Genomic DNA, 15,651 nt, shown 5'->3' on the forward strand with positions numbered 1-15,651 from the left:
CCTGAGTAACCACTCGGTTGTGGGCGATCAGCCCTGTCCTTGTACCTGCATGGCCTGACGCAGGCTCAGCGGGCGCATGTCGGTCCAGACTTTCTCGATATAAGCCAGGCACTCTTCCTTGCTGCCCTGCATGTCCACGGTGCGCCAGCCGTCGGGCACGCTGCGGTAGTCCGGCCAGATCGAGTACTGCTCCTCTTCGTTGACGACAACCAGAAACCGCGTATCCGGGCTATCCAAACTCATTGCTTGCTCCTTTTGACTGGCATGACGGAAAAGACCGCTACGATACAATACTAATGGTAGCGATTCTCATTAATATTATAAAAATCTTACGTTGCGCACATATTTCAATGCCGGCGAGCAGTCGCAAGACGGCAGTACGCTGTTTATACTTCGGCCCCTGACGATAACCTCTCTCGATTCGCGGTCACGGATGAGTCAATGATTCCCAGCCTTGCTCCGCTGTTCATCGGGCCGCTCGCAGCCTTTGAAGAGAAACTGCAACTGCGCAGCCACCCGCGCACCGATCTGCCGGCCGCCGTGTTCTTCCAGCACGAGACGTTCAGTACATTCGTCGACGATCTGCTGGCACGCTACAAGACCGATGAGCGCCTGGCCCTGGTGTCGTTGTGGTCCAAATGGTATTTCAGTACCTTCCTGGCGCCAGTGATGGCCGCCAACCTGCTCCAGCAACGGGAGCTGCCGCTCGCCCTGGCTGATGTCGGCGTGAAACTCGGCGATGACGCCAGGCCCCAGGCCCTGCATTTGCGCGACGAGGGTCAGATACTCCCGCCGTGCACGGCCTTCGAGCGGTTCCATACGCTCGTCGAAGGTCATCTGGAACCGGTCATCGGGATCCTTGCCAGCGTCAGCCGGGCATCGCCCCGATTGTTCTGGAGCAACGCCGCCAACACCTTCGAATTCGTCACCACGCGAATCGAGCTGCACCCCCTGGCTGATGCCTCCAGCACCCTGCCGGCCAGGGAAATCCTCACTGCCCGGCTACGCCCCGACGGCCGCCGCAACCCTCTGTTCGCGCCCGTGCGTTACCAAGACATCGGCGAGGACGAGCCGCAGCGCCTGAGGCGCATCTGCTGCATTCGCTACCGCCTCCCCGGCGTTGGCTATTGCAGCAGCTGCCCCCTCGATGAATCCAGGCGCCAGGTCCAAGGCGCCTGAGCGCAGCCGTCATTTCACCAGCTGAAAAGGGTTCTCCGTGGTCCGGTCGTAATCGACGAGGTGGCCGTAATCGAGGCGATAGACCCGGTCCGCCACATCGAAATAACGATCATCGTGAGTGATCGCGATGACAGTCTTGCCGGCGGCCTTCAGCTCGGGCAGCAACTCGTTGTAGAACACATGGCGGAAGACCGGGTCCTGGTCCGCCGCCCACTCATCCAGCAAGAACACTTCCCGGCCTTCCATCATCAGTAGCAGCAACGCGAGGCGTTTGCGCTGGCCCTGGGACAAGGCAGTGGTGGACAGGCGCCCGGCGGCGAATTCGACCTTGTGGGCCAGCCCCAGGCGCTCCAGATAATGGTCCACCCGGGCTTCGAGCCCGTCATGGTCACCCGCCTCGCCGAGAACGTCGGCGAACAGATAGAAGTCGGCGAAGATCGCGGCGAAATGCTCCCGGTGCCACTCACTGGTAGTGGCATCAAGTACCACGCCATTGAGTGACACCTCCCCGGAAGCGGGCACGTAGAGGCCGGTCAGCAGCTTGGCCAGGGTCGACTTGCCGCTGCCATTGCCACCGACGATGAAAATCAGCTCGCCACGGCGTATCGTCAGGTCGATCGGACCCAGTTCAAATGCAAACTCCTCGTTCTTGCCGGCATAACGGTAATGCACGTCCGCCAGGCGCAGTTCGCGAAACGGCTGCGCCGCTTGCGCCGGGGTCTTGAACTGCACCGTCTCGCCCAGCGCCAGGGCGTCGATGGCCTGCAACGCGACATGGCCGCGAATCACTGCGGGAATGGCGTCGAGGATCATCGCGATGGGCGTGCGCAGGAACATGATCGCCAACACGTAGCCGACCACCACCTGCTGGTCCAGCAACCCCAGCCCCTGGCCGAGGAAAAACAGTGTGCCGATCAACATGAACACCAGCAGTGTCGTCCAATTGAGGTTCACCGCCCAGAGGGTGTCGGCGCGCACCGAGGCGTCCAGCGAGGCGCGCGCGATGGGTTCCAGCTTGTGTTGATAAAGCAGATGGCGGCGCTCGCGGCTCAGGCCCAACTCGCAGCGCCCCTGGATCGTGGCTTCGAATTGCTCGGTCAATTGGTCGTCCTGTTGCCGGACAGCCTGCATCAAGGTCTTGACCTTGCGCCCCAGCAACACATCGAGACCAACGCCAGCGGCGATCACCGCCAGCGTCAGGCAAAAGAACGGCAAGCTCAACCAGCCCATGTAGGCCAGCCCCGCCAACAGCAGCAAACCGTTGTACAAGGAGATCGGCAGTTGCTTGAACGCTGTCGCGACGGTGGTCACATCCTTGGTCAGGGCGTTGTAGATACGTGGGCTGCCCAGCCGTTCGACGCGCTCGAGCGCAGTGCCCAGGACCTTGCCCACCAGCCGCAGGCGCAGCTGATAGATCAGGCGATGACCAATCTGCACCAGCAACCATTGCGAGACGACCCCACTGATGAACAACAGCACCAACAGGCCGCCAAACAGCAGCAAGCCCCGGCCGAGGTCATCCAGGCCTTGTTCCAGGCAACGGTTGATGTAGCCGATCAGGCCGATACTGGTGGCCGCGCTCAAGGCACTGCTCAGCACCGCAAGGAAGATGCGCCATCGCGCGTCATGCAGCAGTTCTTTCAATAACATCATGGGACCGGCACCACCTTGGCAGAGGTTTGCAACAGTAAAGGCAGCAGGTTTTCGACCAGTCGCGGCTCGCCGAGCATTTCATGATGCCCCACGTCCAATGTCCACTGGCTGACCGGTTGCAAGGCATGGCGTTGCCATGACGCGCGCAAATCGCCGTGGGCATTGCCGCGCCAGAGCCAGACCGGCACATCGACGGTCGGCAAGGCCTGCTCGTACAAGCGGGTCTTGATCGCGCGATATTGCGCCATCAACGCCAGCAATTCCGCGTCGGCCGATTCCCATTGCAGATGCGCGCGCACCTGTTCGTCATCCAGTAGCCGGGCGACACCCTCGGCATAGTCAAGGCCGGCCAACAGGCCCGTCAACCGCTCCCGTAGCGACTCGCCGAGCGGCTGGGCGTGGCTGCGGCAATAAAAAGCGAAATCGGCAAGCAACTGGCCGGTTTCATCACCCTCGCCGGCCAGGCTGCGCTGCGCATCGTGATCCAGCACCACCAACCCGGCGACACTGAAACCGCTGGATTGCAGATGCGGCACCAGCAACGTGGCCAGGCGCGCGGCCAGGCTCCAGCCCAACAGTACCAGTGGGCGCCCTTTGAGCTGCGCCGGGACACTCGCCACGTATCGGCGCAGCAATGCATCCATATCGCCTTCGGCCCAGCCGCTTTCAAGCGCGGCGAGGCCAAACACCGCGACGTCGTCGCGCAGGTTGTCCACCAGCGGCTGGTAAGCCTGCAGGTGCCCTTGCGCCCCATGCACCAGCAACAGCGCCGGGGCATGCGGGTCGGCAGCGTTCAGGACTTTCCACGGACCGCTGTCGATCTCGCCAAGGCTTTGCACGAGGTCACGCACGGTATGGCGTTCGAACAGCAGGTTGGTCGGCAGGTCGAGACTCAACCGTTCGCGAATCAGCGACACCACCTTGATCGCGGCCAGCGAATGCCCACCGACATTGAAGAAATTGTCGGTGACGCCAAGGTCCTCGACTGCCAATACTTCGCACCAGATGGCGAGGATCGCGGCCTCCAGCTCGCCGACCGGTGCCACGCGGGTGTTGTGCAAACGCTGCCGGGCGCGTTCGAGCAGGTTCTTGCGATCGAGCTTGCCATTGTTGTTCAACGGCATGGCCTTCAGCACCAGGACAGCGCTGGGCAGCATGTAGTCCGGCAACTGGCGGGCCAGGCTGGCGCGCAACTGATCCGTGCCTTGCGAATCCCCCTCCTCCGTGACCACGAATGCCAGCAATCGGGCGTGGTCACCTTCGCCGTCCAGCAGCACAGCAGCCTGCAAGATGCCTGGCTGGGCCAGCATCGCCTGCTCGACCTCGGCCAACTCAAGGCGAAACCCACGGATTTTCACCTGCTGATCGTTGCGCCCCAGAATGCGCACGGCCCCATCGGCCTGGCGCAGGGCCAGGTCGCCCGTACGGTATAGACGATGACCACTGGCAGGCTCGACAGCAAAGGTGTTGCCGCCGACATTGCCGATGTAGCCTCGACCAACGCTGGCGCCGCTGATGCACAACTCGCCGGCCTGGCCTGACGGTACCGGCCGCTGCCGCTCGTCGAGCAGGTGGATACGGTTGGCACCCAACACCTGGTCCAATGCGCAGCCACTCACCCCCTGTTCCAGATCGATCGCCCGCCACAACACCCCTACCGTGGTCTCGGTCGGGCCATAGTGATTGTAAACACGGCAGGTCGGTCCGGCCTGCGCCAGGCGGGTCAACAGCGCCTCGCCGATCGGCTCTCCGCCCAGCACCAGGACCTGGCGTGGAAGGACGTCGGCGGCCTGCTCGCCCATCAGCGCTTCGAGGTGCGAAGGTACGATCTTGAGCACGTCCAGTGGGTAGCGCCGAAGCTCATCGGCAAACGCCCGCGCATCGGTCACGGTCGTCTGCGCCAGGACATGCACGCAGCCGCCTTGCAGCCACGCAGGGAACAGCACGGTATTGCCCAGGTCTGCGAGCAACGAGGACACCAGTCCGTAATGCCCGCCCTCGGGCAATTGCAGCGCGTGGGTCACCTGGGTGGCGTAGTGACGCAATTGCCCTTGCTCGATCTGCACACCCTTGGGCTTGCCGCTGGTGCCCGAGGTATAGAGCACGTAGGCCAGGTCCTGCGCTGTGCCGGAGACTGGCGCGGCGAACGCCGGTGCATTGCTAGCCTGGGTCCAGCACAGGGTCCGCACCGATGTCTCGGGCAACAGCCCTTCCAGGTGCAGCAACAACGCCGGTTGAGCGTCGTCGAGTATGCCGGCCAGACGCAGCGGTGGCTGCTGTGGGTCCAATGGCAGATACGCGGCCCCCACCTTGAAGCAGGCCAGCATCGCGATCAGCATCTGCGCGCCGCGCGGCAGATACAGCCCAACGACCTGCTCGCGGCCCACGCCAGCCTCGTTCAGGCTGCCGGCGACACGATCGCTCAGGGCATCCAGTTCAGCGTAGGAAAATACCTCCTCGGCATACCGCAGCGCCGGACGCGACGGTTGTGCCTGGGCATGGCGGCGCAAGGTCGCGATGATGTCGAGGTCCGGTCCAAGGGCAGCAGGCTGCGCCGAGGCCAGCCGTTCTTCAGGCAGGCGCGCGTCAACGTCAGCGATGAGCCCGTCGGGCGTTTGCACCAGTTGGCCAAGCCAATGGGCAAAACGTTTGAGCAGCGCCTGCATCTGCCCCTCGCGATACAGGCCGAGGTCGTAGGCCAACGCCAGCTCGCCGTGGCCCTGGGCATCCAGCGTCAATTGCAGTTGCAGTTCGACCGGTGTGTCGAAAGACAGCCACTGCGACATGTCCAGTTGCGGCACAGGCAAGACCCTCAGGCCGGCCTGGAAGCTGGCCCGCCATTCGGGCAGCAACTGTGCCTGGCCGACATATTCCTGCCAGTCGACGGCGCTCTCCAGTTGCCGGGCCAGTTGCCGGGCCAGGTTGGTCAGCGTGCTGTGTTCGGACACTTGCAGGACCATCGGCAAAGTCTGCTCGAACAGCCCATACGCGCCGGACAATTCCTCGTAGTTGTCGCGAGGATCGTGTTGCAACCCCAACTGCCCCTGCTGCTGCCCGTTGAGCCTGCCGAGCAATGAACCCCAGGCGGCCAGCACCCACTGCTCGACGGCCACGCCTTCACGATCGGCCAGTGCCGTGAGCATCGCCGGCAAGCGCTGCTCAAGTTCCTCGCGGACGACCGCGTGACGGCCGCTGGCGATGCCATAACGCTCGACCAGGCGCATGCCGGGAATGTCCTGCAAGGCCAGGTTGCGCCAGAACTGCGCGCCCTGCTCGGCGTCTTCATCCAATTGCAGGCCGTTGATCCACTCGACATAGTCGGCGTACTGCATGGGCTTGTCGTCCAGCGCTGCGGCACGCCCGAGCAAGTGCTCCTGCAAGCCGATCAGGCTGCGCTGGTCCAGTGAATAGACCGGGACTGCCAACAGCAACTGATCGTCGAGCAGCCAGGCGAGAATGTCGGGTTGCTCGGCGTCGCAACGACGCCGGGCCGCCTCCAGCCACGACTGCCCATCGTGACCGTCGGCTGCCCGCCCCTGGCGCCAGTCCAGCCGCAGCGCATCAGGTTCGATAACGCGCTGGCGCAGGCCGGTGGCGCCCAGTGGGCGCTCGTAACGCAGGCGCAGCGCCTGATGCTGCGCCAGGGCGTCGCGCAAGCGTTGTTCGACGATGCCCTCGGGCACGCCCGCCAAGCGCATGCGGACCCAGCGCCAGCCTTGCGGATTGGCCTGGGCCAGTTGTTTCTGTTGCGGTGAAAGGGTCAGTCCAAGATCCATCATGGGGTCAACTCTGCGCAATGCTCTTCGGGCTGCGCAGGGGCAGCCATTACCTGGTGACGACCATAGATCTCGCCCATGGCCACGACAATCTTGCGCTCGCCCTCGAAGGGATCCCGGGCATGCGCCGCCAGCATGTTATCGAGCATGACCACATCGCCCTGTTGCCAATCGAAACGCACGGCGCAGCGGTCATAGGCGGCATTGATGGCATCGATGGCGGCCGGTTCGAGGTCCGAGCCGTCACCGTAGAACACCTGCCTGGGCATGGCTGCCTCGCCATCACGCAGGAACTGCTCGCGGATATCGGCATCGAGAAACGCCGGGTGGTACAGCTGGATCTGGTTGAAGAAGCTCTCTTCGCTCGTCAAGGGATGCAGGATCACCGCCGGGCAAACCTGGCGGGTGTGCAGGTCATTGGCGCCGCGCCATTGGAATTCGATGTTGCTCTCACGGCAGATCCGCTCGACCTCGGCCCGATCCTCGGTCTGGAAGAAATGCTGCCAGCTGACGTCCAGGCTGGCGCTGAAATTGCGCACGTACATCAGCTGTTTGCGCCGCAGGTTTGCCTGCAACCAGGCCGGCAGTTCGCGGTAGACCTGGCGGCTGTCGACAATCGGCGTCGCGCCACCGGAGGTCGCCGGCGTCTCGCAGTAGAACCACTGGCGGCGCGGCCAACGGTGCTGATGCGCACTCTCGTTATGGAACAGGATCATCCGGTCCTTGGGGTATGGCGTGGACTTGTAGATGTTCTTGCCACCCTCCTTCTTCGGCAGGTCGCCGTACTGTCCATACAACTGCGGGCACAGCGCCTGGCAGAACGCCTCGAAATCCGCCGGTGTCGGCAGGTCGAACCCACGGAACAGGATACCGCCATGCTCGCGCAGCCAGCTCTCGACCTTGTCGCGGTTGGCTTCGGCCCAGATAGCCGGGGCCAGCTCGCGGTCACGCAGCGAGACCAGTAGCGGAAATTTCGCCGCCTCTCGTAGCGGCCGGGCGTCGATGGGCTCACGGGTCGCCGCCGATCCGCTCTGGCGCATCTTGCCCAATTTGCTCATTTTGCGTTGCAGCGGGTTGTCCGTGGACATTGCAGCGGCTCCCTTTACAGTCGGAATCAAGGTATCGATGGGATTGTCCGGCGCGCCGAGGGCCAGCTCCAGCAGTGACTCGAAGGCATGGCGCAAGCGCTCGACGGTGGCCTGGCGGAACAGGCTGGTGCGGTACACCCAGCGCAGGCTGATGGCATCAAAGTCTTCACTGGCGAACAGAGCCATGTCGAACTTCGAATGGTGTTGCTCGCCGGCCAGCGGCTCGACCTGAAGATCGCCCAGCTGACGCTGCTGGCGTGGGGTGTTGTCGAGCACGAACAAGGTCTGCAACAGCGGGTGGACATTGGCGACGCGCGGCAGCTCGAGGCACTCCACGACCTGTTCGAACGGCGTGTCCTGCCAGGCGAACGCTTGCAGGCAGACCTCACGCACCTGGAGCGCCAGCTCACGGAAACTCAACTCCGGTTGCAGGCGGACACGCAAGGCCAGCAGGTTGACGAAGAAGCCGATCAGCGATTCGGTGGCCGGATGGTCGCGGTTCGCCACGTCCGTACCGATCACCAGATCGCGACCCTGCGTCTCGCGTTGCAGCACGGCGGCATAACAGGTCAGCAGCACCATGAACGGCGACGTCCCACTGCCGTGGGCGAAGCTCTTGAGCCGACCGACCATGGCGGGCGACAACTGGAAATCCACCGCGGCCCCGGCGCCACTGTCATGCTCCGGGCGCGGGAAATCGAACGGCAGCGGCACTTGCGCGGGAATGCCGGCCAGGGTCCGTCGCCAGAAATCCAGACCTTCACGCTGACGCAACCGGACCGCGGCCGACCCTTGCCATACGGCGTAGTCGACGTACTGGATCGGCAACGCTTCCTGGCTCGGTAGCACGCCGGTGCTGTAGGCCTCGTAGCCCTCGATCAGCTCATCGACCAGGATGGCGCCGGACCAGCCATCGGAGGCAATGTGGTGCATGACCATCTGCAGCACATGATCCTCTTCGCCGAGGCGATACAGGACCACCCGCAGCGGAGCCTGGCACACCAGATCGAAGGGGCGCAGTGCCCTGTCCCGGGCTTCAATCGGCCACTGCGCTTGCGTCGAAGCGAGGGTTTCCAGGGCCACCATCGATTGTGGGTGGATGCGCTGGCGCGGTTCGCCGTCACGCTGGTGATAGGTGGTGCGCAGAATGGCATGGCGGCTTACCAGCCGCTGCAATGAACGCTCCAGGGCCTGGATATCGAGTTGCCCGCGCAAACGGACATTACTGCTCATGTTGAAACTGCTGTCGGCAAGGTCCAACTGCTGCATCAACCAGACTCGCTGTTGCGCCGAGGACAAGGGTTGCTCGACCTCATGATCAACCGGCGAGATCGTCAGCGAAGCCAGGTCCTGCTGCCCCGCAAGCCCTTCGATTCGCTCAGCCAGTTGCCCCAGCACCGGCGTTTCGAACAGCCAGCGCAATGGCACGTCAAACCCCTGCTCACGCAAGCGCCCACGCACCTGAGCGGCCATCAGCGAATGCCCGCCCATCTGGAAGAAATGGCCATCAACCGGCACGTGTTGCACCTGCAACACCGAGGACCAGACCTGCATCAGCAAGGCCTCGCTCGCCGACAATGCGCGCTCGGTAGCGGGTGCACTGTCGACCACCGCGAGCAGGCGCGGCAGCTGCTTGCGATCGACCTTGCCGTTGGTGTTGAGCGGCAGCCGCTCCAGCGCTTGCAGGTGCGTCGGCAACATATAGATCGGCAAACGTGTCTGCAGATAGTCGCGCACAGCCGCCTCGTCAGGTGCGTTTTCAGCCTCCGCAACCCAGAACGCCGCCAGGTGCTCGCCTTGCACGGCCACGACCGCCTGCAGCAGTTGGGGATGGCTGAGCAGAACCGCCTCGATTTCTCCCAGTTCGATGCGGTACCCGCGCAACTTTATCTGGTCATCGGTACGCCCGAGGTAGTACAGCTGGCCGTCGGGCTGCCAGCGCGCCAGATCGCCGGTGCGATACAAGCGCCCGCCGTTACTCCCGAACGGGTCGGCAATGAAGCGCTCGGCGGTCAGCCCCGGCTGCCCGGCATAACCGCGGGCCAGGCCGTCGCCGGCGATATAGAGTTCGCCCACGCAGCCAGGCGGCACTTCGCACAGGTGTTCGTCGAGAACATGACAGCGCGTGTTGAGCAGCGGTCGGCCAATGGGCGCGACGGGCAGTTGCAGCGCATCGATCGGCGCCTGGGTCGACCACACCGTGGTCTCGGTCGGGCCATAGACGTTGATCAGTTGCGCCACGCACTGCTTCAGCTCGTGTGCCAATTCGGCCGACACTGCCTCGCCACCGGCCAGGGCCACGCGCCCCTTGAGCACCTGGCGATCGCCTTGCAGCAACATCGCCCAGGTTGCCGGTGTGGCCTGGATCAGGTCGACATTCTTTTCCTCGATCAAGCGCGCAAGCAGCAGCGGATCCTGGCGCTCTTCATCGTCGGCGAGGACGACCGCGCCGCCACGCACCAGCGGCAGGCACAACTCCAGGCCACAGATGTCGAAGGTGACCGTGGTCAAGGCCAGGTAGCGCTGCACATTTGCCAAGGGCAGCGCCTGTTCCATGGCCAGCAGGAAGTTGGCGAAGTTGCCGCGACTGATCTGCACGCCCTTCGGTTGGCCGGTCGAGCCCGAGGTATAGAGGGTGTAGGCCAGTTGCCCAAGGTTGGCCGCCACTTCCGGCGCCTGGGCTGCAAATTGCCCCAGCGGCAGGTCCGCCCATGGGCACACGCGCAACGGCGCCGGCAGATCGGCGCTCGGCGAATCGCAGAGCAGCAGATGCGGCTGCGCCCGATTGAGGATTTGCGCCTGGCGAGCCGGCGGATGGCCGGGATCGAGCGGCAGGTATGCCGCGCCGGCCTTCTGAATGCCCAGCATGCACACCAGCAACCGCTCATCCCGAGGCAGGCAGAAGGCAACCATCGACTCGCCGCCCACGCCTTGGCCCAGCAGCCAACGAGCGAGGCGGTTGGCCTGGGCATCCAGCGTCCCGTAGCTTATCTGCCGGTCAGCGCAGTACACCGCGATGCGCTCGGGATGCGCAGCGGCTTGCGCTTCGAAACGCGTCACGAAATCCGCTTCGCCGGGCAATTGCAACGGCTCACCGGCAGTCGCCAGGGTCGCAACGGAGCGCAGCGGGATTTCCAGCAAGCATGTCTCAAGGTCAACACCAGCCAGGCTGGCGAGCAATCCCTGATAGTCCTCCACCAGCCGCCGGGTGGTGCCCGGTTGCAGCAGCGCGGTCGCGTATTCGACGATCAACCCGGTACTGGCCTCGGCACCACGCCCTTGGGTGAACAGGTTGAAGGTCAGGTCGAACTTGGCGCTCACCACCCCGCCCGGCAATGCCAGGGCCTGTGCGCTGACGCCGGGCAGGTTCAGGCTGCGGGACTGCTGATGGTCGACCTGGTAGTTGAACATCGTCTGGAACACCGGCGTGCGATCCAGGCTGCGCTCGATACTCAGCACGTCGAGCAATTGCTCGAACGGCAGCGCCTGATGGGCCAGGTCCTCGCTCAGTCTGCCGTTCAAGGCCTGGACGAACGATTGCAGGCTCTGGCGAGCATCGATCTGCACCCGGTGCGCCAGCGTGTTGACGAACAGGCCGACCAGCGCCTGGCTCTCTGCCGACTCGCGTCCGGCCACTGGAACGCCGACGGCGAAGTCACTGCGTCCGCCATGGCGCCAGAGCAGCAATTGATACGCAGCGAAATACACCACGAAAGGTGTGACGCCCAACGCCCTTGCCCGCGCCTCCACGGCAGCACTCAGCGTACCGGGCAAAGCGAACTCGTCCCGCGCTCCGGCGTATGCCTGCACTGCCGGCCGAGCGGGTTGTCCGGGCAGTTCCAGAGGCTCGTTGCCCAAGCCTTCCAGGCGTTGCCGCCAATAAGCCAATAGCGTCTTGCCGTGATCCCCTTCCAACTGTTGCCGCTGCGCGTTGATCAACGGCAGCAGAGCATTTGTCGAAGGCAGCGTCCGGTCCTGATAGAGCGACGTCAGATCCTCGACCAGCAGGCCCATGGACCAGCCGTCCACGGCAATGTGATGCACATTGAACAGCAAGCGGTAGTCAGCGGGTGCGACACAAAACACATCGACCGCCAGCAAGGGCCCCTGCGTGAGGTCGAACACCCGCTTGGCCGCGCTGGCGATGGCCGCATTCTGCTCCGCCCCGGTCAGGCCACCGACGTCATGGACATTGAAGATCGCCCCGGGCGTATCGTCCAGGCGTTGCCAGACTTGCCCTTGCTCTTCGAAGAAGCGGCAGCGCAACGCATCATGCCGGGCGACCAGCGCCTGGCAGGCGCGCTGCAGACGCGGCACATCCAGATCGCCGCGCAAGGCCAGCAACTGGGTGACGTTGTAGGCGGTTTCAGCCGGATCGAGCTGCTGCATGAACCACACCCGTTGCTGGGCGTGGGACAGCGGCTGTGGTTGCTTCGCCACGTCACTCGGCTCGACCGCGGCGACGACCGGCGCCACCACCGGCGTCAGCGCCTTGGCCAACTGCCGAGGGGTTGGGTTCTCCAACAATTGCCGAGGCATCAGGCGCAGCTCGGCCTGACGCAAGCGCGCGATCAATTGCAGACTGAGGATCGAATCGCCGCCCATGGCAAAAAAATCCGCATCCGCGCCCAGCGCGGGTTGGCCGAGCAGCTCGCGAAAGGCCGTCAGCACCGCAAGCAAGGCGGGCTCGGCGCGGCAATCGATGCACAGCGCCATGGCCGCCAATGTCGGGTGCTGCAAGACATCGCGAGGTTGCAGCCTGAGCCCTTCCCGTGCAGCCAGGCCGATCAATTGCAGGCTGAGAATCGAGTCGCCGCCGAGGGCGAAAAAATCATCCCCGCGCCCGACTTGCGCGCAACCGAGAATCTGGCACCACAGTTGCGCCAGGCGCTGTTCGGTCGCACCGCTCGGTGGCTCGGCGGCTTCAGCGGCCGGCTCATCCGTCGCAGGCTCGGGCAATGCGCGCCGGTCGAGCTTGCCGTTGGCGGTCAGCGGCAGTGTCTCCAAGGCCAGCCAATAGGCCGGCAGCATGTGTTCCGGCAGTTGGCGCTTGGCCTCGGCTTGCAGCATCGCCAGGGCTTCGGTGGTCATCGAAGAGCCGATCCCGGGGGTGAGGTAGGCCACCAGTTGCGTGCGCCCTTTCACTTCGCAGGCGAGCACCGCCCCCTCGCGCACCTGGGGTTGGGCGTTGAGCCAGGCACTGACCTCGCCCGGTTCGACACGAAAACCACGGATCTTGACCTGATCGTCCTGGCGCCCGAGGAATACCAGGCGCCCGCTGCGATCCAGGCGCACCCGGTCACCGCTGCGATAGAATCGCTGCCCCTGGACCGTGCAACCGAACGCGCGCGCCGTCAACCCGGCCTGCCCGAGGTAGCCCTGCGCAACCTGGGGGCCGCCAATCAACAGCTCACCGGCAACCCCGAGGGGTACGGTTCTGTCATTGCCATCGACGATGCGCAACTCGCAGCCAGACAAAGGCTGGCCCAGCGGCAGGTACTGACCCGCCTCGAGTGCGTCGGCCCCGGTGATTTCCCCGCAGATCACCCCAACCGTGGTTTCCGACGGCCCGTAGTGATTGAAGATACGCAGTTGCGGCGCCAGTTCGTGCACCTTGGCGAACAGCGCCTGATCGAACCCCTCGCCGCCGAGGATCAATATCTCCCTGGGCAACACACGGCGAGCATCGTCCAATGCCAGCAAGCCGCGCAGATGCGAAGGCGCGATCTTCAGGCAATCGACGGGATTCTGATCAAGAAAGTCAGCCCAGCCGGGTGGATCGAAAGCCAACGACGCCGGCGGCAAGACCAGCGGGTCGCCAGCGGCGAGCGCGGCGAATACCGAGGTCAGTCCCAGGTCCGCGGCGACGGTCGCCAGGGTCGCCCAGCGGCTGCCGGGACGGGCGTGCAAGCGCTGGCCGACCGCGCTCGCGTAATGCGCCAGGTTGGCATGGCTGACCAGCACGCCTTTGGGTTGGCCGGTCGAGCCCGAGGTATAGATCAGGTAGGCAGGCAAATGCGGCTGGCTGAGGCTTTCGCCCTGCCCGGCATGGGCATCGGCCGACCAGTCGGCGTCGCTCATCACCAGATGCGCGAGGCCCATGCCGGCTTCAGGCGCGTGTGCCAGCGTCACCCACAGGCTCGCCCCGCTGTCTTGCAGTAACTGCGCGAGGCGCTGCGGCGGTTGCGCCGGGTCGAGGAACAGGCAGGTCGCGCCACGCTGCCAACAAGCCAGGGTCGCCAACAGCTGTTCAGCGCAGCGCGGCATGCACAGCGCAACCACCTGCCCGGGCCCGATGCCCTGCCCGGCCAGCCGCGCGGCCATCGACCGACTGGCGGCGCCGAGCGTGGCGTAATCAAGGGTCTGCCCAACGCTGCAGAGCGCCGCAGCGGTCGGCGTCTGATTGGCCCAGTGCAACACTTGCCGGTCCAACGGCAACGGCGCCGTATCCAGGGCGGGGCCGTGCAACTCGCTGGGTGGCGAAACCAGTTGCAGATCCGCCAGGCGTCGCTGCGGATGCACCGAGCCCTCGTGCAGAATCGCCAGCAAGTCGTCGAGCATCTGCTCGACCGTGGCCGCATCAAACAATTCGTCGCTGTACTCCAGCTCGCAGCGCAGCCGCGCGTCAGCACTACGCACCATGCGCAGCGTCAAGTCGAAACGCGCATGCCGTTGCGGCGGGTCGAGCACTTCGACCGCCACACCGGGCAAGGCCAGGGTGCGGCTTTCGGGTAGATCAACCTGAACGAACATGACCTGGAACAGCGGGCTCGAACGCGGACGCTCAACGCTTTCGAGGATATTTTCGAAGGGCAACTGCTGATGGTCGAACGCGGCCGCGACCGTATCGCGGGTGCGCAGCAAGGCGCTGCCAAAGTCCGGGTTGCCCTGCAGACGCTGGCGGATCACCAGGGTATTGAGCAACGGGCCGATCAGCGGCACCAGCTCCGGACGGTCACGTTGGGCCGCCGACGTGCCCAGGCACAGATCGGTCTCGCCGCTGTAGCGCGACAGCAGGCAGGTAAAGGCCGTCAGGCCGTAGATATACAGCGTTACCCCCTGGGTGCGAATGGCCGCCTCCACCGCCGCGGTCAGTTGCGGCGAGAGCTCCCGGGCCAGGATCGCGCCACTGTGGCGACGTTGGTTGGCCGCAGGGCGCGGCCGGTCCAGTGGCAACGCCAGGGGCGCCGGAGCGTCCGCCAGTTGGTCGCGCCAGAAATCGATGTGCTGCCGGCAAGTGTCGCTGTCCAGCCACTCGCGTTCCCACGCGGCGTAATCGGCGTATTGAATGCTCAACTCGGGTTGTGCGGCAGGCTGATTCGAAGCGAGCGCCCGATAGGCCTCGGCCAGTTCAAGGGTGAGTTGCTGGGCCGACCAGGCGTCATAGGCGACGTGATGGATGGTGAAGAACAGCCAGGTGGATTGCTCCTGGGCGTCACTGAACGCTTGCCAGCGCCAAGGCATCGACTGAGCCAGGTCAAATGGTTCGGCAAGTTGGCGGGCGTACTCGTCGGCGCACCATTGCGCCTGGTCAGACGCCGCCAACATCAACCGCTCGACGGCTGGCAAGCGGACCTGTTGCGGCTCGCACTGAGGTTGCAATAGCCCGTTGGCATCCGTGGTGTAGCGAGTACGCAGGATCTGGTGGCGATCGACGACTTGCTGCATCGCCTGCTGCAGACGCTCGCCGTCCAGGCGCCCGTCGAAGCGCAGCACCGAGCACAGATTGTAGAGGGCCCGGCTGCTCAAGGCTTCAGCCGACAGGAAGCGCCGCTGCGCCTGCGCCAGCGGTCTGTGCTCGCCTTCGCCGAGCACGGCGGGGACGATCGGCAGGCGCCAGCTGTCGATGCCCTTCTCGGCCAGGCGCTGGCGAAAGACTTTTTTCTTGTCCGCGGGCAAGGATGCCAGCCGCTGCGCAATCTCCAGGAAAGCTTGTTGCGTCATCGTACTCATCC

General features: G+C 64.6%; 5 protein-coding genes. 1 reads left to right on the forward strand and 4 read right to left on the reverse strand.

The features are described 5' to 3' along the window. Positions 1-27: 27 nt before the first annotated feature. Positions 28-243 carry an MbtH family NRPS accessory protein gene (locus tag PSH78_RS14620; protein WP_186610593.1) on the reverse strand — a complete coding sequence of 72 codons (216 nt, stop codon included), beginning with the start codon at positions 241-243 and terminating at the stop codon, positions 28-30. 198 nt (positions 244-441) lie between these two features. On the opposite strand from PSH78_RS14620, the gene fhuF reads away from it, so the two are divergent. Beyond that, positions 442-1,179, forward strand: coding sequence for a siderophore-iron reductase FhuF (gene fhuF / locus PSH78_RS14625; protein ID WP_305494988.1), 738 nt, complete (start codon positions 442-444; stop codon positions 1,177-1,179). 9 nt (positions 1,180-1,188) lie between these two features. On the opposite strand, the gene PSH78_RS14630 is transcribed toward fhuF, so the two are convergent. Genes PSH78_RS14630 through PSH78_RS14640 form a run of 3 tightly spaced genes read right to left on the reverse strand, consistent with a single transcriptional unit; the run spans position 1,189 to position 15,640 of the window. After that, a complete protein-coding gene (locus PSH78_RS14630; RefSeq protein WP_305494989.1) occupies positions 1,189-2,832 on the reverse strand; it encodes a cyclic peptide export ABC transporter in 1,644 nt (547 codons plus the stop codon). Beyond that, positions 2,829-6,611, reverse strand: coding sequence for an amino acid adenylation domain-containing protein (locus PSH78_RS14635; protein WP_305494990.1), 3,783 nt, complete (start codon positions 6,609-6,611; stop codon positions 2,829-2,831). The genes PSH78_RS14630 and PSH78_RS14635 overlap by 4 nt, the downstream gene beginning before the upstream one ends. Then, positions 6,608-15,640, reverse strand: a complete 9,033-nt coding sequence (locus tag PSH78_RS14640) for a non-ribosomal peptide synthetase (protein WP_305494991.1) — start codon at positions 15,638-15,640, stop codon at positions 6,608-6,610. Before PSH78_RS14640 ends, PSH78_RS14635 begins: the two co-directional genes overlap by 4 nt. Between the last annotated feature and the right edge of the window lie 11 nt (positions 15,641-15,651).

Origin of the sequence: Pseudomonas sp. FP198 (genome assembly GCF_030687895.1) — a bacterium.
In the GTDB taxonomy this organism is placed as follows: domain Bacteria; phylum Pseudomonadota; class Gammaproteobacteria; order Pseudomonadales; family Pseudomonadaceae; genus Aquipseudomonas.